Source organism: Klebsiella sp. 54 (assembly GCF_018223875.1).
GTDB classification, from domain to species: Bacteria; Pseudomonadota; Gammaproteobacteria; order Enterobacterales; family Enterobacteriaceae; genus Klebsiella; species Klebsiella quasipneumoniae.
Genome location: NZ_JAGRRA010000002.1, coordinates 1,102,043 through 1,125,302, shown reverse-complemented (window position 1 = coordinate 1,125,302; position 23,260 = coordinate 1,102,043). Strand labels below are relative to the sequence as shown.

Annotated in this window: 23 protein-coding genes; 16 read left to right on the top strand and 7 right to left on the bottom strand. The window is 62.1% G+C overall.

All coding sequences use genetic code 11. The features are described 5' to 3' along the window. Positions 1 to 328: 328 nt before the first annotated feature. Entirely contained in the window at positions 329 to 1,135 is an 807-nt protein-coding gene (gene xthA / locus KHQ24_RS07090) for an exodeoxyribonuclease III (RefSeq protein ID WP_004203811.1), read from the top strand. Positions 1,136 to 1,291: 156 nt separating this feature from the next. Here the strand turns inward: xthA and KHQ24_RS24400 are convergent, their stop codons facing one another. Next, on the bottom strand, positions 1,292 to 1,435 hold the full coding sequence (locus KHQ24_RS24400; RefSeq protein WP_224222643.1) for a hypothetical protein: 144 nt from the start codon (positions 1,433 to 1,435) through the stop codon (positions 1,292 to 1,294). Between KHQ24_RS24400 and KHQ24_RS07085 the strand changes: the two genes are divergently transcribed. The 7 genes from KHQ24_RS07085 (at position 1,367) to KHQ24_RS07055 (ending at position 7,981) form a co-directional block, all read left to right on the top strand. Then, positions 1,367 to 2,005 carry a TVP38/TMEM64 family protein gene (locus KHQ24_RS07085; RefSeq protein WP_226680448.1) on the top strand — a complete coding sequence of 213 codons (639 nt, stop codon included), beginning with the start codon at positions 1,367 to 1,369 and terminating at the stop codon, positions 2,003 to 2,005. The two genes, KHQ24_RS24400 and KHQ24_RS07085, sit on opposite strands and share 69 nt — an antisense overlap. Continuing rightward, positions 1,992 to 2,702, top strand: coding sequence for a TVP38/TMEM64 family protein (locus KHQ24_RS07080; RefSeq protein ID WP_065802431.1), 711 nt, complete (start codon positions 1,992 to 1,994; stop codon positions 2,700 to 2,702). Before KHQ24_RS07085 ends, KHQ24_RS07080 begins: the two co-directional genes overlap by 14 nt. Continuing rightward, positions 2,699 to 3,259: a carboxymuconolactone decarboxylase family protein gene (locus KHQ24_RS07075; protein ID WP_117130110.1), complete on the top strand. Its 561-nt coding sequence runs from the start codon at positions 2,699 to 2,701 to the stop codon at positions 3,257 to 3,259. The genes KHQ24_RS07080 and KHQ24_RS07075 overlap by 4 nt, the downstream gene beginning before the upstream one ends. Before the next feature lie 2 nt (positions 3,260 to 3,261). Then, positions 3,262 to 4,440 carry an ABC transporter substrate-binding protein gene (locus tag KHQ24_RS07070; protein ID WP_087832792.1) on the top strand — a complete coding sequence of 393 codons (1,179 nt, stop codon included), beginning with the start codon at positions 3,262 to 3,264 and terminating at the stop codon, positions 4,438 to 4,440. Then, positions 4,413 to 5,948 carry an ABC transporter permease subunit gene (locus KHQ24_RS07065; protein ID WP_065904699.1) on the top strand — a complete coding sequence of 512 codons (1,536 nt, stop codon included), beginning with the start codon at positions 4,413 to 4,415 and terminating at the stop codon, positions 5,946 to 5,948. Before KHQ24_RS07070 ends, KHQ24_RS07065 begins: the two co-directional genes overlap by 28 nt. Next, positions 5,948 to 6,580, top strand: coding sequence for an ATP-binding cassette domain-containing protein (locus KHQ24_RS07060; RefSeq protein WP_004203804.1), 633 nt, complete (start codon positions 5,948 to 5,950; stop codon positions 6,578 to 6,580). The genes KHQ24_RS07065 and KHQ24_RS07060 overlap by 1 nt, the downstream gene beginning before the upstream one ends. Positions 6,581 to 6,673: 93 nt before the next feature. After that, on the top strand, positions 6,674 to 7,981 hold the full coding sequence (locus KHQ24_RS07055) for a sulfurtransferase (RefSeq protein WP_004203802.1): 1,308 nt from the start codon (positions 6,674 to 6,676) through the stop codon (positions 7,979 to 7,981). A 48-nt stretch (positions 7,982 to 8,029) separates the two neighbouring features. Here the strand turns inward: KHQ24_RS07055 and KHQ24_RS07050 are convergent, their stop codons facing one another. Next, a complete protein-coding gene (locus tag KHQ24_RS07050) occupies positions 8,030 to 8,644 on the bottom strand; it encodes a CDP-alcohol phosphatidyltransferase family protein (protein ID WP_043521277.1) in 615 nt (204 codons plus the stop codon). Positions 8,645 to 8,730: 86 nt separating this feature from the next. Here KHQ24_RS07050 and KHQ24_RS07045 point away from each other — a divergent pair, with 86 nt between their 5' ends. Then, positions 8,731 to 9,141, top strand: a complete 411-nt coding sequence (locus KHQ24_RS07045) for a pyrimidine (deoxy)nucleoside triphosphate diphosphatase (RefSeq protein ID WP_025999077.1) — start codon at positions 8,731 to 8,733, stop codon at positions 9,139 to 9,141. Positions 9,142 to 9,323: 182 nt separating this feature from the next. After that, positions 9,324 to 10,667 (top strand): NADP-specific glutamate dehydrogenase, encoded by a 1,344-nt coding sequence (gene gdhA, locus KHQ24_RS07040; protein WP_004203797.1) that lies wholly within the window; start codon positions 9,324 to 9,326, stop codon positions 10,665 to 10,667. 43 nt (positions 10,668 to 10,710) lie between these two features. On the opposite strand, the gene KHQ24_RS07035 is transcribed toward gdhA, so the two are convergent. The 3 genes from KHQ24_RS07035 to selD all read right to left on the bottom strand — a co-directional run bounded on the left by KHQ24_RS07035 (position 10,711) and on the right by selD (position 14,855). Further along, positions 10,711 to 11,691 (bottom strand): NAD(P)H-quinone oxidoreductase, encoded by a 981-nt coding sequence (locus KHQ24_RS07035; protein ID WP_100051321.1) that lies wholly within the window; start codon positions 11,689 to 11,691, stop codon positions 10,711 to 10,713. A gap of 175 nt (positions 11,692 to 11,866) precedes the next feature. Next, a complete protein-coding gene (locus KHQ24_RS07030) occupies positions 11,867 to 13,807 on the bottom strand; it encodes a DNA topoisomerase III (protein ID WP_004203795.1) in 1,941 nt (646 codons plus the stop codon). A 4-nt stretch (positions 13,808 to 13,811) separates the two neighbouring features. Then, positions 13,812 to 14,855 carry a selenide, water dikinase SelD gene (gene selD / locus KHQ24_RS07025; RefSeq protein WP_004203794.1) on the bottom strand — a complete coding sequence of 348 codons (1,044 nt, stop codon included), beginning with the start codon at positions 14,853 to 14,855 and terminating at the stop codon, positions 13,812 to 13,814. A 225-nt stretch (positions 14,856 to 15,080) separates the two neighbouring features. On the opposite strand from selD, the gene phoC reads away from it, so the two are divergent. Beyond that, positions 15,081 to 15,827, top strand: a complete 747-nt coding sequence (phoC, locus tag KHQ24_RS07020) for an acid phosphatase PhoC (RefSeq protein WP_211777190.1) — start codon at positions 15,081 to 15,083, stop codon at positions 15,825 to 15,827. A 736-nt stretch (positions 15,828 to 16,563) separates the two neighbouring features. Here the strand turns inward: phoC and KHQ24_RS07015 are convergent. Continuing rightward, positions 16,564 to 17,115, bottom strand: coding sequence for an NAD(P)H nitroreductase (locus KHQ24_RS07015; protein WP_004176531.1), 552 nt, complete (start codon positions 17,113 to 17,115; stop codon positions 16,564 to 16,566). A 166-nt stretch (positions 17,116 to 17,281) separates the two neighbouring features. Here KHQ24_RS07015 and sppA point away from each other — a divergent pair, with 166 nt between their 5' ends. The 5 genes from sppA to yajD all read left to right on the top strand — a co-directional run bounded on the left by sppA (position 17,282) and on the right by yajD (position 22,876). Continuing rightward, positions 17,282 to 19,135 (top strand): signal peptide peptidase SppA, encoded by a 1,854-nt coding sequence (gene sppA, locus KHQ24_RS07010; protein ID WP_211777189.1) that lies wholly within the window; start codon positions 17,282 to 17,284, stop codon positions 19,133 to 19,135. A 138-nt stretch (positions 19,136 to 19,273) separates the two neighbouring features. After that, positions 19,274 to 20,293: an asparaginase gene (gene ansA / locus KHQ24_RS07005; protein WP_004203791.1), complete on the top strand. Its 1,020-nt coding sequence runs from the start codon at positions 19,274 to 19,276 to the stop codon at positions 20,291 to 20,293. A 9-nt stretch (positions 20,294 to 20,302) separates the two neighbouring features. After that, positions 20,303 to 20,944: a bifunctional nicotinamidase/pyrazinamidase gene (gene pncA, locus KHQ24_RS07000; RefSeq protein ID WP_048323857.1), complete on the top strand. Its 642-nt coding sequence runs from the start codon at positions 20,303 to 20,305 to the stop codon at positions 20,942 to 20,944. 170 nt (positions 20,945 to 21,114) lie between these two features. Then, positions 21,115 to 22,368, top strand: coding sequence for a glycoside hydrolase family 18 protein (locus KHQ24_RS06995; protein WP_211777188.1), 1,254 nt, complete (start codon positions 21,115 to 21,117; stop codon positions 22,366 to 22,368). A gap of 163 nt (positions 22,369 to 22,531) precedes the next feature. After that, the gene (yajD, locus tag KHQ24_RS06990; protein WP_002901254.1) at positions 22,532 to 22,876 is read left to right on the top strand and encodes an HNH nuclease YajD; all 345 of its coding nucleotides are present in this window, start codon (positions 22,532 to 22,534) and stop codon (positions 22,874 to 22,876) included. Between the two features lie 93 nt (positions 22,877 to 22,969). Here the strand turns inward: yajD and KHQ24_RS06985 are convergent, their stop codons facing one another. Further along, positions 22,970 to 23,248, bottom strand: a complete 279-nt coding sequence (locus KHQ24_RS06985) for a YeaC family protein (protein ID WP_004203787.1) — start codon at positions 23,246 to 23,248, stop codon at positions 22,970 to 22,972. Positions 23,249 to 23,260: the final 12 nt, after the last annotated feature.

Here is a 23,260-nt window from a genome sequence, read left to right as displayed (position 1 = left end):
ACCGGATGAGATAACGCAATATCAACGAGTTACAACCTAACGCTATTCATATAAAATGCATATTTAGTGAATAACTATCCGATAAAGGGGGATGAACAGTGATTAAAGAAGATAAGTTATGCAACGGTAAGATATAATTCTGTAATTGTGATCTTCTGCGAAATTTATCGTAGATATTTGCCCTTTTTTGGCGCGGCGTGCCCGCAAAAGGGGCACCCACGGCACGATCATGCGCAGCGATTGGCAGAATGACGCATCGGATGGCAGCCAGCCTGGCGAATTTCTGCTACCATCCCTGCACTATTCACCTTGCACAGTGGCAGCGACTATGAAATTCGTCTCTTTTAATATCAACGGCCTGCGCGCCCGCCCACACCAACTGGCCGCCATCGTCGAAAAACACCAGCCGGACGTGATTGGCCTGCAGGAAACCAAAGTTCACGACGACATGTTCCCTCTCGAAGAGGTCGCCAGACTCGGCTATAACGTCTTTTATCACGGCCAGAAAGGCCATTATGGCGTCGCGCTGCTGACCAAAGAGACGCCGATTGCCGTCCGCCGCGGTTTCCCTAACGATGGCGAAGAGGCTCAGCGCCGCATCATCATGGCGGAGATCCCGTCGCCCTTCGGTAACGTCACGGTGATTAACGGTTATTTCCCGCAGGGTGAAAGCCGCGATCATGAGACCAAATTCCCGGCCAAAGCGGCGTTCTATCAGAATCTGCAGAACTACCTGGAGAGCGAGCTCAACAAAGAGAATCCGGTACTGATCATGGGCGATATGAACATCAGCCCTACCGATCTCGACATCGGTATCGGTGAAGAGAACCGCAAACGCTGGCTGCGCACCGGCAAATGTTCCTTCCTGCCGGAAGAACGGGAATGGATGGATCGCCTGCTGGGCTGGGGCCTGGTAGATACCTGGCGTCAGGCTAACCCTGACAATCATGAGCACTTCTCGTGGTTTGATTACCGCTCCAAAGGCTTTGACGATAACCGTGGGCTGCGCATCGACCTGCTGCTGGCCAGTCAGCCTCTGGCCCAGCGCTGCGTGGAGACCGGGATCGATTATGAGATCCGCGGGATGGAAAAACCATCCGACCACGCGCCGGTGTGGGCCACCTTCCGGCCGTAAGTCACGTCCTTCTCTCGCCTCCCGCCGCGCGGGGGGCAGAATTTCCTGAGCAAAATCAACAAAGCGACGGTAAACCATTGTGACCGTCGTCGGAACAGGATACTGTCGCGCGCACTTTTCGACGTCCATCGCGTCCAGGCTGTACAGGAGACCCCTTCATGAAAAAGAAGCCATCATCCGGCCATTGGTAAAGGGCTGGTACTTCTCGCGCTGGCGACCACGCTGGCCGTTATCAGCCACCGCGTTGGTCTCCACGATCTGCTGACTCACCTGCATCTGTTGCAGGAGACCCTCCGCCATCATGGCGCCTGGGGCTATCTGGTCTATGTTGCGCTATTTATCATTGCCACCCTGTGCCTGATCCCCGGCAGCCTGCTGGTGATCGCCGGCGGGGTGCTTTTCGGCCCGCTGACCGGCTCTCTGCTCTCGTTTGCCGCCGCCACCGTCGCCTCTTCGTTGTCGTTTTTGATCGCCCGCTGGCTGGGGCGCGATCTGCTGCAGCGCTATGTGGGCCATACCGCCGTCTTCCAGGCCATTGAGCGCGGTATCGCCCGCAGCGGCAGCGATTTCCTGATCCTCACCCGCCTGGTGCCACTCTTTCCCTACAACATTCAGAATTACGCCTACGGCCTGACGGCGATCCCCTTCTGGCCTTTTACCGTGATCTCCGCCGTGACCACTCTGCCGGGCCTGGTCATCTATTCGGTGATGGCCAGCGAACTGGCTCGCGAAGGAGCGACCCTCGCTTTCGCGCTCAAGTTGAGCCTCGCCGGCGGGCTGCTGTTTGCCCTGGTGCAGATGGGCAAACGGTTTGCCCGCGCCCGCCGTGTGGCAACGCCCGGCGAGGAGGTGCGCCATGACCCGACCTGATCGCCGTCACCTGCGCCGCGCCAGGCTGGCCCTTGCCGTGGTGGCTGTCGCCGGGCTGACCGCCTGGCTGTGGTTCCCCGACGGGCGAGCCTTTCTGCAACACAGCCTGACGGCGTTAGCGTCGCTGGATCCCCAGTATGTCAAAGACTTTATCGCCGCCTGGGGGACGCAGGCGGCGCTGGTCTCTTTTGCGCTAATGATCCTCCAGGCGATCGTCGCCCCGCTGCCGGCCTTCCTGATCACCCTGGCGAACGCCGCGCTGTTCGGCGCCTTCTGGGGAGGCATGCTGTCGTGGTTCAGCGCCATGGTCGGGGCCGGGCTCTGCTTTTGCATCGCCAGAGCGCTGGGGCGCGAGATGGTGGAGAAGCTCACCGGCCGCACGGTGCTGCGCAGCGTCGACGGCTATTTCGCCCGCTATGGCGCGCAGACTATCCTGGTCTGCCGCCTGCTGCCGTTTGTCCCTTTTGATCCGGTCAGCTATGCCGCCGGACTGACCTCGCTGCGCTTCTGGCCCTTTATGCTGGCCACCGGCGTGGGCCAGCTGCCGGCGACCATCGTCTATTCCTGGGCCGGGAGCCTGCTGACCGGAGGCGCCTTCTGGCTGGCCACCGGCCTTTCGCTGCTTTTGGCCCTGGCGGTGGTCATCTCCATCGCCAAAAATATTTACCGTGAACGTCATAAGAGATCGTCGCCATGAGCTTACCCCCGCTGGATACTGTCCCCCTGATCCTTCGTCCGCAGGCCTGGCTGCACCGCCGGCATTACGGCCAGGTGCTGAGCCCCATTCGCTGGTGGGGACGGATCCCGTGGCTGTTTTACCTGGTTTCGCTGTTCGTGGGCTATATTGAACGCCGCCGCTCGCCGTTGGATCCGGTGCTGCGCTCGCTGGTCAGCGCCCGTATCGCCCAGCTGTGCCACTGCGAATTCTGCATCGATATCACCAGCATGACCCTCGCGGCGCGGAGCGGGAGCCAGGACAAGCTGCTGACGGTCGCCGACTGGCGCAGCAGTAAGCTGTTCAGCGAAAAAGAGCGTCTGGCGCTGGCCTATGCCGAAGCCGCCACCCAGACGCCGCCGGAGGTGGATGATGCCCTGCGTAGCGCGATGGCCGCGCATTTTGACGCCCGGGCGCTCACCGAGCTGACCGCCCTGATTGGCCTGCAAAATTTATCGGCGCGGTTCAATGCCGCGATGGCGATCCCTGCCCAGGGGCTGTGCAAGATACCTGGTTCTTCCCCGCACCATAAGGAGTAACGATGCGCCGTTTGCGTGATTTCAGCCTCTGTCTGTGCCTGCTGCTGCTCTGGCCGCTGGTGGTTCAAGCCGACGACAGCTGGCGGCAGACCCAGACGGAAGCCCGCGGCCAGACCGTCTGGTTTAACGCCTGGGGTGGAGACCCGGCCGTGAACCGCTATCTGGCGTGGGTCAGCGAGGAGGTCAAACGCCACTACGCGATCGACCTGCGTATTGTCCCTATCGCCGATGCCGCCGACGCGGTGAAACGCATCCAGACTGAGGCGCAGGCCGGCCGTCGCCGCGGCGGGTCGGTGGATCTCCTGTGGATCAACGGCGAGAACTTTCACACCCTAAAACAGGCCAACCTGCTGCTCACCGGCTGGGCAGAATCGCTGCCCAACTGGCGCTATGTCGATCTGCAAAAACCGGTTCAGGAAGATTTTTCTGTCGCCACCGAGGGCGCGGAGTCGCCGTGGGGCAGCGCCCAGCTGACGTTTATCGCCCGCCGCGGGCAAACGCCGCAGCCACCCACCAGCCCGCAGGCGCTGCTGGCCTTCGCCAGAGCCCATCCCGGCAGCGTAACCTACCCGCGGCCGCCGGACTTTACGGGTACCGCCCTGCTGGAGCAGCTGCTGATCGCCCTCACCGACCAGCCTGCCGCCCTGCGCCAGCCGCCGGAGACGGCGACCTTCTCGGCGGTCACCGCCCCGCTGTGGCGCTATCTCGATGCGCTGCACCCGACGCTGTGGCGGGCGGGTAAGGATTTCCCGGCGTCGCCGGCGCGGATGGACGCCATGTTCAACCAGGGCACCCTCCGCCTGTCGCTGACGTTTAACCCGCTCCATGCCCGCCAGAAGGCCGTCAGCGGGGAGTTACCGGCGGACAGCTACAGCTTCGGCTTTACCGGAGGGACCCTCGGCAACGTCCATTTCGTTACCATCCCGGCCAACGCACGCGCCGTCGCCGCGGCCAAAGTGGTCGCCAATTTCCTGCTTTCCCCTGAGGCGCAATTGCGCAAGGCGGATGCCGCCGTCTGGGGCGATCCAAGCGTACTGGACCCGCAGCGTCTGCCTGACAAACAGCGTCAGGCGCTGGCGGCCACCCTGCCGCAGGATCTGCCGCCGGTGCTTGCCGAGCCACATGCGGCGTGGGTTGACGCGCTGGAGCAGGAATGGCTGCGCCGCTACGGTACCCACTGATCCTGCTGGCCTGGGGGACGATGGCGGCCATCTATCTGCCCTTATTCCCCGCCGCTGCAGGGCTGATGTGGCCGGCGCTCTCCCCGGTCCACTGGCGGGCGCTGTTCGCCGACCCGCAGCTGGGCCAGGCGCTGGCCGCCACCCTTGTTTCCACGCTGCTGTCCGTCGGCGGTGCGCTACTGATCGCCCTGACCATCGTCGCCGCTTTCTGGCCTTCGGCCCGCTGGCGGCGGCTGGCTTCCCGCCTGCCTTTGCTGCTGGCGGTGCCCCATCTTGCCCTGGCGACGGCGGCGCTGCTGCTGTTCGCCGAAGGCGGCTGGATCTGGCAGCGACTGCCGTTTTTGACGCCGCCGGTCGACCGGTACGGCATCGGGCTTGGCCTGACGATGGCCCTTAAAGAGAGCGCCTTTGTGCTATGGGTGATCTACGGCCTGCTGGGCGAGGCGCGCCTCGCCGACCAGGCGACAGCGCTAAAGAGCCTCGGTTACGGCCGCTGGCAGTGCCTGCGCTGGCTGGTGCTGCCTGCGCTGCTGCCTGCCCTCGGCATGGTGCTGCTGGCCGCCGCGGCCTGGAGCCTGTCGACGGTAGACGTCGCCCTGGTGCTGGGGCCCGGCAATCCACCCACCCTCGCCGTTCTGGCGTGGCAGTGGTTAAGCCAGGGCGATGACATGCAGCAGGCGAAAGGGGCGCTGGCCAGCCTGCTGCTGCTGGCGATCCTCGGCGGGCTGGCGCTGGTCGCCTGGGGCGGATGGCGGCTACAGCGTCGGCGTCTGCCCGATCTGCGCGGCATTCGGCATCCCCATCCCCACGCCCTGCCCGGCCGCCTGCTGGCGAGTGCCCTGCCGCTGAGCGGCCTGCTGTGCGCGCTATTGCTGGCGGGGCTGGCGCGCTCGGCGCCGCCGCAGATGGATGCCCTGGGCAACAGCCTTGGCCTCGCGCTGATGGCTTGCGCCCTCGGCGCGGCCGTCTGCCTGCTGTGGCTGGCCTGCGGCCCGAAGCGGGGAGATGGCTGGGTCTGGCTGCCGCTGGTGCTGCCGGCCCTGCCGCTGGCCGATGGCCAGTACCGGCTGGCGCTGTACGCCTGGCTAGACGGCGAATGGTGGACCGTCCTGTGGGGCCATCTGCTGTGGGTGGTGCCGTGGATGCTATTTATTTTGCGCCCGGCCTGGCGCCAGCACGATCCGCGGATGACGGTGATCGCCCGCACGCTCGGCTGGGGACCCACGCGTATTTTCTGGCTGTTGACTCTGCCCTCGCTGACCCGCCCACTGCTGACCGCCCTGGCGGTGGGCTTCTCGGTGAGCATCGCGCAGTATCTGCCAACGCTATGGCTGGGGGCAGGCCGTATCCCGACGCTCACCAGCCAGGCGGTGGCGCTCAGCAGCGGCGGCGAGGCGCAGACGCTTGCCGCCCAGGCGCTGTGGCAATTACTGCTGCCGGCGGTATGCTTTATCCTGACGGCCCTGCTGGCCTGGCTGGCAGGCCGCTATCGACGAGGACTTCGCTAGTGCTAACCGTAAACCATCTGACCCTGAGCGTGAACCGTCAGCCGCTGCTGCGGGAGGTCGACTTTTCGGTGGCCCCGGGTGAAGTGCTGACGCTGATGGGCCCTTCCGGCAGCGGAAAATCGACGCTGTTTGCGTGGATGATTGGCGCCCTGGCCGGCGACTTCCGCGCCGAGGGCGAGCTGTGGCTCAACGGGCGGCGGTGCGATACGCTGCCCACGGAGCGCCGGCGCATCGGCATCCTGTTTCAGGACCCGTTGCTGTTCGACCATTTCAGCGTCGGGCAAAATTTACAGCTGGCGCTACCGGAAAGCGTGCGCGGCGAGGCGCGAAAAGCCGCGGTGGAGCAGGCGCTCAGTCGCGCCGGGCTGCATGGCTTCGCCGCGCGCGACCCGGCCACGCTCTCCGGCGGACAGCGGGCGCGGGTGAGTCTGCTGCGCGCCCTGCTGGCGCGCCCCGAGGCGCTGCTGTTGGATGAACCCTTCAGCCGCCTGGATGCCGCCCTGCGCGCCGCGTTCCGCCGCTGGGTATTTGAGGAACTGGCCCGCCAGGCCATTCCGGCGATCCTGGTGACCCACGATCGCGAGGACTGTCCGCCGACGGGGCGCTGCCTGACGATGGAGCGCTGGCAATGAAGAGCAATAGCGTGCAAACCTGCGTTACCGCAAAGAAATCAACGCCTGGCAAGCGGAGAATACGCCCTCCACTTTTTACCGTCGGGCATTTCGATGAAACGTGTTTCTCAATTGACCGCACTCGCCCTGTTCATGGGGCTTGCTGCTTCCACCACCTTCGCCGCTGAAACCATGCCAGCGCTCACTCTTTCCCACCTGCAACAGCAGCACGGCGTGGCCATCGACACCCGCCTGAGCGCTTATTACAACGGCTGGCCGCAGCGCGCCAACGGCCCGGAAGGGCATGAGCCGCAGGCGCTGAATCTTTCCGCCCGCTGGCTCGGCGCCATGAGCGACGAGCAGCTCCGCGGCTGGGCTAAGCAGCACCAGCTCCAGGCCGATACCCCCCTTGCGCTGTACGGCAGTCCTGAGGATAACGCCAGCGTCGCGGCGCGACTGAAACAAGCGGGCTTCACCCGGCTCAACACCCTGAGCGACGCCCTGAGCCAGGGAGACCGTCTGCAAAAGCTGCCGCACTTTGAACAGCTGGTTTATCCGCAATGGCTGCACGACCTGCAGCAAGGGAAAAGCGTGGCCGCCGCCCCGGCCGGCGACTGGAAAGTAGTTGAGGCCGCCTGGGGGGCGCCGAAGCTCTATCTGCTGAGCCATATCCCGGGCGCGGGCTATATCGATACCAATGAGGTGGAGAGCGAACCGCTGTGGAATAAAGTGTCCGATGCGCAGCTGAAGGCGATGCTGGCGAAGCACGGCATCCGCCATGACACCACGGTGATCCTCTACGGTCGCGACGTTTACGCCGCGGCGCGTGTGGCGCAGATCATGCTGTACGCCGGCGTCAAAGACGTGCGCCTGCTGGACGGCGGCTGGCAGACCTGGTCCGACGCCGGTCTGCCGGTGGAGCGCGGCATGCCGCCGACGCCGCAGCCGGCGCCAGATTTTGGCGCGCCGATCCCCGGCCAGCCGCAGCTGATGCTGGATACCGAGCAGGCCCGCGGCCTGCTCCACCGTCAGGACGCCTCGCTGGTCAGCGTCCGCTCGTGGCCGGAGTTTATCGGCACCACCAGCGGCTACAGCTATATCAAACCGAAGGGCGATATCGCCGGCGCCCGCTGGGGCCATGCCGGAAGCGACTCCACGCACATGGAAGACTTCCATAACCCGGACGGCACCATGCGCAGCGCCGACGATATCGCTGCCCTGTGGCGCCAGTGGAACATCCTGCCGAACCAGCAGGTGGCGTTCTATTGCGGGACCGGCTGGCGGGCCTCGGAAACCTTCATGTATGCCCGGGCCATGGGCTGGCCGCACGTCGCTGTCTATGACGGCGGCTGGTACGAATGGAGCAGCAACCCGCACAATCCGGTCGCCCGCGGCGAGCGCGGCCCGGAAAGCAGTCAGTAACACACCCCACCAGCGCGCGTCCCCAGCCGGCGACGCGCGCTTTCCCGCTCACGCCACCCGCTTTAAGGTCTCGTAGCCGCTGGCGATACGCGTCGCCGTCGTCAGCCAGCATAGCGCGCCAAACAGCCACGCCAGCCAGGCAAAATGTGCCGGAAGCAGGCAGCTGAGGACAAACAGCAGGATGGTTTCCGTCCCCTCCGTCAGCCCCCCGAGGTAGTGCAGCGATTTATGGGCATAGCCGGGATTGGCGATCTGGTGCTTTGCCGCCAGCGCGGCAAAGGCGAGAAAGCTGCTGCCGGTGCCGATAAAGGCAAACAGCAGCCAGCCGCCCGCCAGGGCGTTATTCTGCGGATCCGCCAGGATAAAACCGAACGGCACCAGGGCATAGAAGAGAAAATCCAGTGAGATATCGAGAAAACCGCCGGCGTCGCTCAGCCCGCGCCGCCGCGCCAGGGCGCCGTCCAGGCCGTCCAGCAGGCGGTTGAGAAGAATGGCCGCCAGCGCCGCGCCATACCACCCTAATGCCAGAAATGGCAGAGCCAGCACGCCGATGGCAAACCCGAGCAGCGTCAGCCTGTCTGGTGAAATACCCGGGCGGTCAAGCGCGCCGGCGACAGCGTTAAGGAGGGGTTTGAGGCGAGGATGCAGGTGGCTATCAAGCACGAGGATCTCCAGCAGAGTTGGCGGTTGTCAGTGAAGGTCTATGGCGGTGATAATAGGCCAGTTTGGCCTTATTAACGTTGATGCTTATGCTAAAAATGATTGAAGTTGTCGCCGCCATTATTGAACAGGATGGCAAAATTCTGCTGGCGCAGCGCCCGCCCCACGCCGACCAGCCGGGAATGTGGGAGTTCGCCGGCGGCAAAGTGGAGCCAGGTGAAAGCCAACCGCAGGCGCTGACCCGGGAACTGCAGGAGGAAATGGGCATCATCGCCCACCCGGCATGCTATATCGCCAGCCATCAGCGGGAAGTCTCCGGTCGTCAGATCCATCTGCACGCCTGGTGGGTGCCGGATTTTCAGGGCGTGCCGCTGGCCCACTATCACAGCCAGCTGCGCTGGTGCCTTCCTGCCGACGCCTTAACCCTCGATCTCGCCCCGGCCGATATCCCCCTCCTGCACGCCTTTATCGCCCGGCGCCCGTCCCTTTCCCTCCGCTGATCCGCTCGCCGCCTCGTCATCGTTTTTAGTTATGACGGGCGGGCAATTATAAATTTTGCTGACGGCTTAATTTTTCCTTGCTTGCCTAAGGATTAGCGGTGTTATAGTCGGAAAATCGGTTTTTTCAAGGACCGAATCATAATAAATACATGCAACCACAACCATAAGGGGAACTTATATCTATGGATCAGACGTGCACTCTGGAAGGCTTTCTCACCCGCGTTCAACAGCGCGATCCCCATCAAACCGAATTTGCTCAAGCCGTCCGGGAGGTCATGACCACCCTGTGGCCTTTCCTTGAGGAAAATCCGCGCTATCGTCAGCTTGCTTTGCTGGAACGTCTGGTGGAACCGGAGCGCGTGATCCAGTTCCGCGTGGTGTGGGTGGACGACCGCAATCAGGTCCAGGTCAACCGCGCGTGGCGCGTGCAGTTCAACTCGGCCATCGGCCCGTATAAGGGCGGAATGCGCTTCCACCCGTCGGTAAACCTGTCGATTCTCAAATTCCTTGGCTTCGAGCAGACCTTCAAAAACGCCCTGACCACGCTGCCGATGGGCGGCGGGAAAGGCGGCAGCGATTTCGATCCTAAAGGCAAGAGCGATGGCGAAGTGATGCGCTTCTGCCAGGCGCTGATGACCGAGCTTTATCGCCATCTGGGCCCGGATACCGACGTACCGGCGGGCGATATCGGCGTCGGCGGCCGCGAGGTCGGCTTTATGGCCGGAATGATGCGTAAGCTCTCCAACAACAGCGCCTGCGTTTTCACCGGTAAAGGCCTCTCATTCGGCGGCAGCCTGATCCGTCCGGAAGCCACCGGTTACGGCCTGATCTACTTCACCGAAGCGATGCTCAAACGTCACGGCCTCGGCTTCGAAGGCGCTCGCGTGGCGGTTTCCGGCTCCGGCAACGTCGCGCAATACGCCATTGAGAAAGCGATGGAGCTTGGCGCGCGGGTGGTCACCGCCTCCGACTCCAACGGCACCGTCGTTGACGAAGCGGGCTTCACCAAAGAAAAACTGGCCCGCCTGATCGACATCAAAGAGCGTGCCCACGGCCGGGTGGCCGACTACGCCCGCGAATTTGGCCTCACCTATCTCGAAGGCCAGCAGCCGTGGTCAGTGCCGGTGGATATCGCTCTGCCTTGCGCCACCCAGAACGAACTGGATGCCGACGCCGCTCGCCAGCTGATTGCCAACGGCGTGAAGGCCGTGGCGGAAGGCGCCAACATGCCAACCACCATCGCCGCGACCGATCTGTTCCTTGAAGCTGGCGTGCTGTTTGCCCCGGGCAAAGCGGCCAACGCCGGCGGCGTGGCGACGTCCGGTCTGGAGATGGCGCAGAACGCCGCGCGCATGGGCTGGAAAGCGGAAAAAGTGGATGCCCGTCTGCATCACATCATGCTGGATATCCACCACGCCTGCGTGCAGTACGGCGGTGAAGCGAAGCAGACCAACTACGTGCGCGGCGCCAATATCGCTGGTTTCGTCAAGGTGGCGGACGCCATGCTGGCCCAGGGCGTGATTTAACCTCCCCTCACGCCATCCCGGCGGCTGCCCGCCGGGATGTCTCTCACGACGTCATCGTGATCACCACTTTCCCCAGATGCTGACCACTGTCCAGACAGGCATGCGCCTCGGCAATTTCCGCCATCGGGTAGCTGGCGTAGATCATCGGCTTGCATTTCCCAGCCTCAAGCAGCGGCCAGACGTGGCGCCGCAGCGCCTCGGCAATCTCCTGTTTCTCCGCCGCCGTCCGGCCGCGCATGGTGGAGCCGGTGACGGTGGCCCGCTTGAGCATCAGGGTCTGAATGTCGACCTCATGGGCCATTCGCCCGCCCATAAAGCCGATGATGACCAGCCGCCCGTCCTTTTTCAGCAGCCCCAGGTTGCGGTTAAAGTAAGGGCCGCCCACGATATCCAGAATGACATCCACCCCTTCATCGTTGGTCAGCTGATGAATTTTCTCAGCGAAATCTTCGGTTTTGTAGTTGATCGCCGTGGCGTAGGGCCGCAGCGCGGCAATTTTTTCGTCCTGGCCGATGGTGGCATAGACGGTCATCCCCAGCGCGTGACACAACAGGATCGCGGTGGTGCCAATCCCGCTGGCGCCGCCGTGGATCAGAATGCTCTCGCCGGGCTGCAGCTTACCGAGCTGGAAAACGTTCGCCCACACCGTGAAGAAGGTTTCCGGAATGGCGGCCGCTTCGCTAAAGCTGAGGCCAGCCGGGATCGGCAGCGTCTGGCCTGCCGGGACGGCGCAGTATTCGGCATACCCGCCGCCGTTGGTCAGCGCGCAGACGCGATCCCCGGGGGCAAAGGCCGCAACCTGCGCACCAACCTTCACGACCACGCCCGCCACCTCGAGGCCGGGCACGGGGGTAACCCCCTCAGGCATGGGATACAGACCCTGGCGCTGCAGAATATCCGGCCGGTTGACGCCCGCCGCTTTCACCTCGATGAGCACCTCATGCTCCCCGATAGTGGGGATCTCACCTTCGCGGATCTGTAAAACCTCCGGGCCACCTGGTTGGCTGATAGCGATATATTTCACGGGTCCTCCTTATCGCCTGTCAGAGAATTAAGCAAGGCATCGGGAAGGGCAATGGGCGCCCCCGTTCTGCGGGGCGATCGTCCCCCCCTTCCCGGCTGTTTAGTGTAGACCATTGACCAGTCTGGCGGAGAAACGGCGTCCGTGGGGAATGGCCTCCTCACGGCCGCCGGGCAGGTTATTGCGGCGGCGGCGCGGCATCCTCTGCCGCTTTTTTGCCTTTCGCTTTGCCTTTACTGAACGATTTTTTCGCCCCGCCCGGCGCCACCAGACCGCGGAACTGGCGCACCGGCGTGCTGCGCGCCTGCTCGATTAGCTGATACAGCGTGCCCACCAGCGGCTGCATAAAGTCCTGATAGCGGCACTGTTTCTCGCTGATTTGCGTCAATACCGACTCCCAGTGGGCGGTCATGTCCGGTCGACCGGCCATCTCCGGCAGGGAATGAATCAGCGCCCTTCCGGCCTCCGAGGAGTGGATATAGCGCCCCTTTTTAGTCAGGAAACCGCGCTTAAACAGCAGCTCGATAATCCCGGCGCGGGTTGCTTCGGTGCCGAGGCCGTCAGTAGCGCGGAGGATCTTCTTCAGATCTTTATCCTGCACGAAGCGGGCAATCCCGGTCATCGCCGACAGCAGCGTGGCGTCGGTAAAGTGGCGCGGCGGCTGCGTCTGGCGCTCCACCACTTCGCCCCTCTCGCACAGCAGTTCATCGCCTTTGGCCACCACCGGCAGCGGCGTGCCGTCGTTCTCTTCATCGCGCTCTTTGCTGCCAAGCAGCGTCCGCCAGCCCGCCTCGGCCAGAAAACGCGCTTTGGCGACAAACTTACCGTTGGCGATCTCGAGGTCAATCTGGCATTTACGGAACACCGCGTCCGGGCAGAACTGCATCAGATACTGGCGGGCGATCAGGGTGTAGACCTTCGCTTCGTTATCGGTGAGTTTGACCTGGCTGCTGCGGGCGGTCGGGATAATCGCATGGTGCGCGTCGACCTTTTTATCATCCCAGCAGCGGTTGCGGATCTCCGGATCCACCACCGGCTGCGGCAGCAGATCCGCCGCATGGACGGCAATCGCATTCAGCACCGCATGGCGGCCGGCGAAATGTTCTTCCGGCAGGTAGCGGCTGTCCGAACGCGGATAGGTGATGAGCTTGTGGGTTTCATACAGCTTCTGGCAGATATCCAGCACGTTTTGCGCGCTGAAGCCGAAACGTTTGGCCGCCTCAATCTGCAGCGCCGACAGCGAAAACGGCAGCGGCGCGGGTTCGGAATCGCGCTTATCGTTATAGCCTGTCACCAGCGCCGGCTGGCCTTCAATACGCTTAACCACGTGCTCGGCCAGCGGACGATGCAGCAGGCGCCCTTCTTCATCCTGGTAAGGTTCGCAGGCTTCGCTCGGCACCCAGGTCGCGACAAAGCGCTCCTCCTGCGGCGTGACGATATGCGCTTTGACATCGAAGAAGTCTTTGGCGACGAAGTTTTCAATCTCTTCATCGCGGCGCACCACCAGGCCGAGCACCGGGGTCTGCACCCGCCCCACGGAGAGCACCCCCTGATAGCCGGCGTTGCGCCCCAGCAGGGTATAGGCCCGGGTCATATTGATGCCGTACAACCAGTCGGCGCGCGCCCGCGCCAGCGCCGACACGCAAAGCGGCACAAACTCGCTGTTAGCGCGCAGGCGGTTGATCGCCCGCTCAACCGCCTGCGGGTTGAGATCGTTTATCAGACAGCGCTGCACCTGCTGACGCTTCTCCGGCGCCAGCTGCAGGTAGTCGAGTACCTCATCCACCAGCAGCTGCCCCTCACGGTCGGGGTCGCCGGCGTGGATAACCTCCTCGGCCTCGCCGAGCAGGCGCTTGATGACATTCAGCTGTTTGGTGACCGAAGGTTTTGGCTGCAGCTGCCATTTCTCCGGCACAATCGGCAGATCGGTGAGATTCCAGCGGGCATAGCGGCTGTCATAGACGTCCGGCTGCGCCTGCTCCAGCAGGTGACCGATACACCAGGTGACCACCTGCCCATTGCCGCACTCAATAAAGCCATCGCCTTTGCGATGCGGTTTAGGCAACACATCGGCGATAGCCCGACCGAGACTCGGTTTTTCTGCAATAAACAACCGCATCGAATCAACGGATCTCGATCATGGGTCGTCCGCCGCGGGCGGTCACCAGCTCGCCGATGGCGGCCAGCTTAATACCGAACTCCGCTGCGGCAGCCTGCACTTCCGCCTCCGCCTCCGGGGTCACCGCCAGCAGTAGACCGCCGGAGGTCTGCGGGTCGCAGAGCAGATCGCGCCACTCCGTCGGCATCTCGCCCATCAGATGGCCATAGCTGGCAAAGTTGCGCCCGGTGCCGCCCGGCACCGCGCCGGCGGCGATATACTCCTCCACCCCCGGCAGTTTCGGGATATCGGCATAGCGCAGTTGCGCCTGCACGCCGGCTCCGCGGCACACTTCGCTGAGGTGGCCGAGCAGGCCAAAGCCGGTGACGTCGGTCATCGCCTTCACCCCGTCGATAGCGGCAAACGCGGCGCCGGCGAGGTTCATCTGGCACATGGTCTCCGTCGCCAGCCCGTGATGCTCCGGCTTGAGCAGCGATTTTTTCTCTGCGGTGGTCAGCACGCCGATCCCCAGCGGTTTGGTGAGATACAGTTTGCAGCCCGCCTGCGCGGTGCTGTTTTTCTTGATGCGCTCGGTGGGCACCACGCCGGTGACCGCCAGACCGAAGATCGGCTCCGGGGCGTCAATGGAGTGGCCGCCCGCCAGCGCGATCCCCGCCTGCTGACAGGCAAAGCGCCCGCCCTCCACCACTTCGCGGGCGATTTCCGGCGCCAGGGTGTTGATCGGCCAGCCGAGAATGGCAATCGCCATAATCGGTTTCCCGCCCATGGCGAAAATATCGCTGATGGCGTTGGTGGCGGCAATGCGGCCAAAGTCGAACGGATTATCGACAATCGGCATAAAAAAGTCGGTGGTGCTGACGATTGACGTGCCATTACCGAGATCGTAAACGGCGGCATCATCGCTGGTTTCGTTGCCGACAAGCAGGTTCGGGTCGACGAACTTCGCCTGCTCGCTATGCAGGATGGTTTCCAGCACTTTCGGGGAAATTTTACAACCACAACCGGCTCCGTGGCTGTATTGCGTTAAACGAATGGCTTGCTCGCTCATGGACATCTCCTGTCATTGCAATCCCGCTATGTTAGCGCCCAAACGCCAGGGTGGTAAGTACGACAGTCTGAAATCGCGTATGGTTGCTCATTAAGCAGACAAAAAGCCGTTTTTGCGAGACGCGGCAATTTTTTCCCGACCATTTTCACTTTTACTTAAAGATGACAGAAATGTGACAACACAGGACTGTCTTCTCTGGAATGATTATGACGTAAGGAAATTCTAATGAAAAAGCGTGTTCTTGCCCTTTGCCTGGCCAGTTTCTTCTCCGTTAACGCCTTCGCACTGGTTCCCCCCGGTAACGATGTCACCACCAAGCCCGATCTCTACTATCTGACCAATGCCCAGGCCATCGACAGCCTGGCGCTGTTGCCGCCGCCGCCGGCGGTGGGCAGTATCGCGTTCTTAAACGATCAGGCGATGTATGAGCAGGGGCGCCTGCTGCGCAACTCCGAGCGCGGGAAGCTGGCGGCAGAGGATGCCAACCTCAGCGCGGGCGGCGTGGCTAACGCCTTCTCCAGCGCCTTTGGTTCGCCGATCACCGAAAAAGACGCGCCGCAGCTCCATAAGCTGCTGACCAATATGATTGAAGACGCCGGCGATCTGGCGACCCGCGGCGCGAAAGAGAAGTATATGCGCATTCGCCCGTTTGCCTTCTACGGCGTCTCCACCTGCAACACCACCGAGCAGGACAAGCTGGCGAAAAACGGCTCTTACCCGTCCGGGCATACCTCCATCGGCTGGGCCACCGCCCTGGTGCTGGCGGAGATCAACCCGCAGCGGCAGAACGAAATTTTGAAGCGCGGCTATGAGCTTGGCGAGAGCCGGGTGATCTGCGGCTATCACTGGCAGAGCGATGTCGATGCGGCGCGCATCGTCGGCTCCGCGGTGGTCGCCACGCTGCACACCAACCCGGCCTTCCAGCAGCAGTTGCAGAAAGCCAAAGACGAATTCGCCAAAACGCAGAAGTAACGTCATCACCGTTGAACTCCCGGATACGGCGCCTGGCGCGCCTTGTCCGGGCGACAAAAACCGCGATTGATTCGAAGGGTAGGGTTTGAAGGCCGGGTCAGGCGCCAGCCGCCGCCCGGCATAGATGCGGCTCCGAGCTTGCTGCCGTCGCCCGGCGGCGCTGCGCTTGCGCGGCCAGCAGGACGGTTCCCTCTCCCTCCGGGAGAGGGCCAGGGTGAGGGGAAGCACTGCAGTGTGGTTGTTTATGTTATCGGTGGCTTCAGCGTAGTTTGCGCTCCCGGTTAATCGTCTGCGTTATGTCACTCATGGCGCCGGGAGCGCACAGGGGGCGGCCAGTCGCCGCCGCCCCCTGTACCCCCGGGCTCCGGCCAGCAAAATCGCCGCTGCGCGGTCCCTTCGACTTATCCCTGCAGGCTTCGGGTCGGGCCGAGGCAGCGTCCATGCAAAACACGGCCCTCAGCCCGCATCCATGCGGGCTGCCCCGGCCTGCCGGGAACGTCTCAGCGATTTTGAGGCCGCCAGCACCGGCAGTTTCAGCAAGAAAAGTGAATAAATTAACGACAGGTCGTACGAACGTAGGCCGGGTAAGGCGACAGCCGCCACCCGGCACAAAATCGGCTCCGTACCCGCTGTCCTTGCCCGGCGGCGCTGCGCTTGCGCGGGCCTACAGACAGTCAGAGCCGGATGCGTTGGCCGGGTAAGGCGCAAGCCGCAGCCCGGCATAACACCCGCTGACTCAGAATCGCGTCACAAACGGCGCGGTATCCGGCAGGGCAATGGTGGTTGAGGCTTTCAGCTGCGGCGTGCCCAGATAGAGGAAACCGACGATTTTATCCTGTTCGCGGCACTCGAAACCGGCGCGCACCACCGGGCTCTCGGTCAATGCTCCGCTGCGCCAGATGCCGTTGAATCCCTGAGCCAGGGCCGCCATCTGCATCGCCATCACCGCGCAGCCAGCGGACATCTCCTGCTCCCAGCGCGGCACCTTCGGGTGGTCTTCACAACGCGCCACGACGGTAATGATTAGCGGCGCGCGGAACGGCGCATTTCGGGCTTTCTCTATGCCCTTCTCATCCTGACCGGCCTCCCTGGCCCCCTTTTCCAGCAGCTGACTGAAGCGTTCGCGGCCGTCATCGGCGATAATGAAAAAGCGCCACGGCTGCAGGGTGCCATGATCCGGGGCGCGCAGCCCGGCGCGCAGAATGTTTTCCAGCTGTTCGCCGGCCGGGGCCGGTTCCGCCAGGCGGGAAGCGCTGCGGCGATTAAGCAGTAGGTCGAGAGCATCCATCTGTATAACTCCTGTGATGTCATTTTTCATAAAATTAACATGCACAAGGATTTTGTTACAGCGCGGTCGGTGATTCCTGCTGACAACCGACGGCTCACTCTTTAGGATAGCCAGACGCGGCGGCCCCTGCGGCCTGCCCATTTTTAGATAACGTTAGGGAGAAGACATGCGAACCCTTTGGCGACTGATTGCCAGCTTTTTTAAATGGACGTGGCGGATACTCAACTTTATTCGCAAACTGGCCCTCAATGCGATCTTCCTGGTACTGGTGCTGGTGTGTATCGGCATCTGGAGCCAGTTCAGCAGCACCACCAGCGAACATGCCGCGCGCGGCGCGCTGCTCCTGGATATTACCGGCGTGGTGGTGGATAAACCTTCCGCCAGCAGCAAACTCGGCGTGATAGGCCGCCAGCTGTTTGGCGCCAGCTCAGACCGTTTGCAGGAGAATTCTCTGTTCGATATCGTGCAGACCATCCGTCAGGCGAAGGATGATCGTAATATCACCGGTATTGTGCTGGATCTGAAAAACTTCGTCGGCGGCGATCAGCCGTCCATGCAGTACATCGGTAAAGCGCTGCGCGAATTCCGCGACAGCGGCAAACCGGTCTATGCCGTCGGCAGCAGCTACAGCCAGGGCCAGTACTACCTGGCGAGCTTTGCCAACAAAATCTGGCTCTCGCCGCAGGGCGAGGTAGACCTCCACGGCTTCGCCACCAACGGGCTGTATTACAAGTCGCTGCTGGATAAGCTGAAAGTCTCCACCCATGTCTTCCGCGTCGGCACCTATAAATCCGCCGTCGAGCCTTTCATTCGCGATGACATGTCCCCTGCCGCCCGCGAAGCGGACAGCCGCTGGATTGGCGAACTGTGGCAGAACTACCTCAACACCATTGCCGCCAACCGGCAGATCACCGCCCAGCAGCTCTTCCCGGGCGCCCAGGGCATTATCGATGGCCTGCGTAAAGTGGGCGGCGATACGGCGAAATATGCGCTGGACAATAAGCTGGTGGATGAGCTGGCGACCTCCACGGAAGTGGAAAAAGCGCTGACCAAACAGTTTGGCTGGAGCAAAGCGGATAACAATTATCGGGCGATTAGCTATTACGACTACAACGTGAAGACGCCGTCTGACCAGGGTTCCGCTATCGCGGTGATCTTCGCCAACGGCGCCATCATGGACGGCGAGGAGACCCCGGGCAACGTCGGCGGTGACACCACCGCATCGCAAATTCGCGATGCGCGCCTCGACCCGAAAATTAAGGCCATCGTTCTTCGCGTGAACAGCCCTGGCGGCAGCGTGACCGCCTCGGAAATCATTCGTGAAGAGCTGGCGGCAGCCAAAGCCGCGGGTAAACCGGTGGTCGTTTCAATGGGCGGCATGGCGGCGTCCGGCGGCTACTGGATCTCCACCCCCGCGGATTACATCGTGGCGAACCCAAGCACCCTCACCGGCTCCATTGGCATCTTTGGGGTGATCAACACCGTGGAAAATACCCTCGGGTCGATTGGCGTCCACACCGACGGCGTCGCCACGTCGCCGCTGGCGGATATCTCCAGCACCAAAGCGCTGCCGCCGGAAGTGCAGCAGCTGATGCAGTTGAGTATTGAGAACGGCTATCAGCGCTTTATCACCCTGGTGGCTAACGCCCGTAAGAGCACGCCGGAGAAAATCGACCAGATAGCCCAGGGCCACGTCTGGACCGGGGAAGATGCCAAAGCCAACGGTCTTGTCGACAGCCTCGGCGATTTTGACGACGCGGTGGCCAAGGCCGCCGAGCTGGCGAAGCTGAAAACCTGGCACCTTAACTACTATCAGGAAGAGCCAACCTTCTTCTCGATGGTGCTGGACAGCCTGACCGGCTCGGTACGCGCCTCGCTGCCGGCCGCCATTCAGGCCTGGCTGCCTGCGCCGGTGGCCGCGGCGGCCGAGACGGTGAAAGCGGAAAGCGACAAGCTGGCGGCGTTCAACGACCCGCAGAACCGCTATGCCTTCTGCCTGACCTGCGCCAACATTCGTTAATACGCAGCGGCTGCCCCGTCTCACGGGGCAGCCTTTTTTCCGCACCTGCCAGCGCCGCCACAAAGCGAGCGGCCAACACTGTATTTTTTCCTCCGTCTCTTTATACTGCGCCTGTCTACGACCAACCTAAGCGATGCTATGCAAAAAAAATCGATTTACGTTGCCTACACCGGTGGGACCATCGGTATGCAGCGCTCAGAACACGGCTATGTACCCGTTTCCGGCCATCTGCAGCGTCAGCTGGCGCTGATGCCTGAGTTCCATCGTCCGGAGATGCCGGACTTCACGATCCATGAATACCATCCGCTGATGGATTCATCCGATATGACCCCTGAGGACTGGCAGCACATCGCCGACGATATCCGCAGCCATTACGCGGAGTATGATGGCTTTGTGATCCTCCACGGTACCGACACCATGGCGTTTACCGCCTCAGCGCTGTCGTTCATGCTGGAAAATCTCGGCAAACCGGTGATTGTGACAGGGTCACAAATTCCGCTGGCCGAGCTGCGTTCCGACGGCCAGATCAACCTGCTCAATGCCCTGTACGTCGCCGCCAACTATCCGATTAACGAAGTGGCGCTGTTCTTCAACAATCGACTGTTCCGCGGCAACCGTACCACTAAAGCCCATGCCGACGGCTTTGACGCCTTCGCCTCGCCCAACCTCGCGCCGCTGCTGGAGGCCGGGATCCATATTCGCCGTCTCGGTACCCCGCCGGCGCCGCAGGGCCGTGGGGAGCTGATTGTCCACCCCATCACCCCGCAGCCGATTGGCGTGGTGACGATTTACCCCGGCATCTCCGCCGACGTGGTGCGTAATTTCCTGCGCCAGCCGGTGAAAGCGCTGATCCTCCGCTCCTACGGCGTCGGCAATGCCCCGCAGAATGGCGAGTTTATTCAGGTGCTGGCGGAAGCCAGCCAGCGCGGCATTGTGGTGGTCAATCTGACGCAGTGTATGTCCGGCAAAGTGAACATGGGCGGCTATGCCACCGGCAACGCCCTCGCCCAGGCGGGAGTCATCAGTGGTTTCGATATGACGGTGGAAGCGACGCTGACCAAGCTACACTATCTGCTGAGCCAGCAGCTGGACGTTGACGCCATTCGCGCGGCGATGCAGCAGAATCTGCGTGGCGAACTGACCCCTGACGAAGCTTAAGGAGGACGTATGGCACATCGAGCGCTGTTACTGGTTGATTTGCAGAACGACTTCTGCGCCGGCGGCGCGCTGGCGGTTCCCGAAGGCGACAGCACCGTCGACGTAGCCAACGCGCTTATCGACTGGAGCCTGGCGCGCGGCGAGCCCATCGTCGCCAGTCAGGACTGGCATCCGGCGGATCACGGCAGCTTCGCCAGCCAGCACCAGGTGGAGCCCTACACCGTGGGCGACCTGGACGGCCTGGCGCAAACTTTCTGGCCGGATCACTGCGTTCAGCACAGCGAAGGCGCGGCGCTGCATCCCCTGCTCAAGCAGCAGGCGATCGCCGCCGTGTTCCACAAAGGGCAAAACCGGGTCATCGACAGCTACAGCGCTTTTTTTGACAACGGTCACCGGCAGAAAACCGAACTGGACGGCTGGCTGCGTGGTCAGGGGATCGTGGAGCTGACCGTTCTCGGCCTCGCCACCGATTACTGCGTCAAGTTCACCGTGCTGGATGCTCTGGCGCTCGGCTACGCGGTCAACGTCATCACCGACGGCTGCCGCGGGGTGAACCTTCAGCCGCAGGACAGCAGCCAGGCGTTTATGGAGATGGCCGCCGCAGGCGCCACGCTCTATACCCTTGATGACTGGCGGGAAACCCACGCCTGATCCTTCACCCGGCGCTTCCGCGCCGGGTCTTCTTCTGCCGCTTCGTTATCGTCCATAAATTGAACTCTCTCGCAGTTTCAACAAGTTATTGCTGGTAGTCTGGCAAGGCTGTTTTTTCGCCACGCCATTTCCGTGGCGCGGTTATTTTTTTATGTCAAAGAGGAACCACTATGAAATGTTTGCCCTTGCTGGCAGCCTTGCCCCTGCTTTGCGCTTCCGCGCTCTCTGCCCAACCGCTGATGTCCGTCGGCTATTTCAACGGCGGCGGCGACGTCACTGCCGGGCCGGGCGGGGATATCGACAAGCTGGACGTCCGGCAGATCACCCATCTCAACTACTCGTTTGGCCTTATCTATAACGATGAAAAAGACGAGACCAATGCGGCCCTGAAGGATCCTGACCATCTGCACGAGATCTGGCTGTCGCCAAAGGTGCAGGCGGATCTGCAAAAGCTCCCTGCCCTGCGTAAACAGAACCCGGACCTCAAGGTCCTGCTGTCGGTCGGCGGCTGGGGGGCGCGCGGTTTCTCCGGCGCGGCGGCAAGCAAAGAAACCCGTAAGGTGTTTATTCAGTCTGCGCAGGAAATTGTTGAAAAATATGGTCTGGATGGGATTGACCTCGACTGGGAGTTTCCGGTCAACGGCGCGTGGGGGCTGGTTGCCAGTCAACCGACCGATCGCGATAACTTCACCGCGCTGTTAAAAGAGCTGCGCGCAGCGTTTGGTACGAAGAAACTGGTTACTATTGCCGTGGGCGCCAACGCCGAGAGCCCGAAAAGCTGGGTGGATGTCAAAGCGGTGGCCCCGGTGCTGAACTACATCAACCTGATGACCTACGACATGGCCTACGGCACGCAGTACTTCAACTCGAACCTGTATGACTCCAGCCACTGGCCGACGGTCGCCGCGGCGGATAAATACAGCGCCGATTTTGTGGTCAACAATTACCTGGCCGCCGGGCTTAAACCCAGCCAGATGAACCTCGGGATTGGTTTTTATGGCCGGGTACCGAAACGGGCGGTCGAGCCGGGGATTGACTGGAGTAAAGCGGATGCGCAAAAGAACCCGGTCACCCAGCCCTATTTTGGTCCACAGCAGATCGCGCTGTTTGCCTCGCTGGGCTATGACCTGAGCAAAGACACCTACGTGAAATACAATGATATCGTGGGCAAATTGCTCAACGATCCGCAGAAACGCTTTACCGAGCACTGGGACGATGAGGCGAAAGTCCCGTGGCTGTCGGTGCAGTCCGCAGAGGGCAAGCCGCTGTTCGCCCTCTCCTATGAGAACCCGCGCTCGGTAGCCATTAAGGCGGACTACATCAAGGCGAAGGGCCTCGCCGGGGCGATGTTCTGGGAGTATGGCGCCGATGACCAGAACCAGTTGGCCCGCCAGCTGGCGGAATCCCTGGGGATCAAACACTAATCGCGGCTGTTCCTCCGCCGCATCGTCTCCGCCGGGCGGCGTGACGCAGGCAGCATCGCCTGCAATGCAGGTATATCGCGCCGCCCGGGATAGGTTATGATGCCTGTTATCCGCTGCGCCAGGGGCTGGCGCAGCTTAACCGTTTGACAGGAGGCAGGGGGCCATGGCCTATATCCCCAAAAATTACGCACGTCTGGAAGTGGGTTATCGCGAAAAGGCGCTCAAGCTCTTTCCCTGGGTATGCGGACGCTGCTCGCGGGAGTTTGTCTACTCCAATCTGCGCGAGCTGACGGTGCACCATATCGATCACGACCACTCCAATAACCCGGAAGATGGCAGTAACTGGGAGATGTTGTGCCTCTACTGTCACGATCACGAACACTCCAAGTACACCGAAGCCGATCAGTATGGCTCCACGGTGGTGGCCGGCGAAGATGCGCAAAAGAGCGTCGGCGAGGCCACCTACAATCCGTTTGCCGACCTGAAAGCGATGATGAACAAAAAGTAAGCAAAGCGGCTGACCGTCGAGCGCGGTCGTAGACGCTAACCCTTCCGGCGCCGGATCACCCGACGCCGGAACCTCTCCCCGCCGGCCGGCGGTTTATTGCAGCTTCACGGTGGCGATCGGCTTCGGCACGATACCGAAATCTTCCTTCAGCTGCTGTTTGCTCTTCATCACCATCTGCCCGCGAGTATCGATGGTCATATGCTGGGCGTCGGTGTTATACCGGGCCTGCCACAGCATCACCAGCTGCAGGCTATTTTCCTTCTGCTCCGGCGTCAGCGCCACGCCATCCGGCCATTTTCCCAGCTCCACCGCCGTCGCCAGACGCTGATACACTTCCGGGGTCATGCTGTCGATAATTTGCTCAATATCCATCTTCTGCTCATC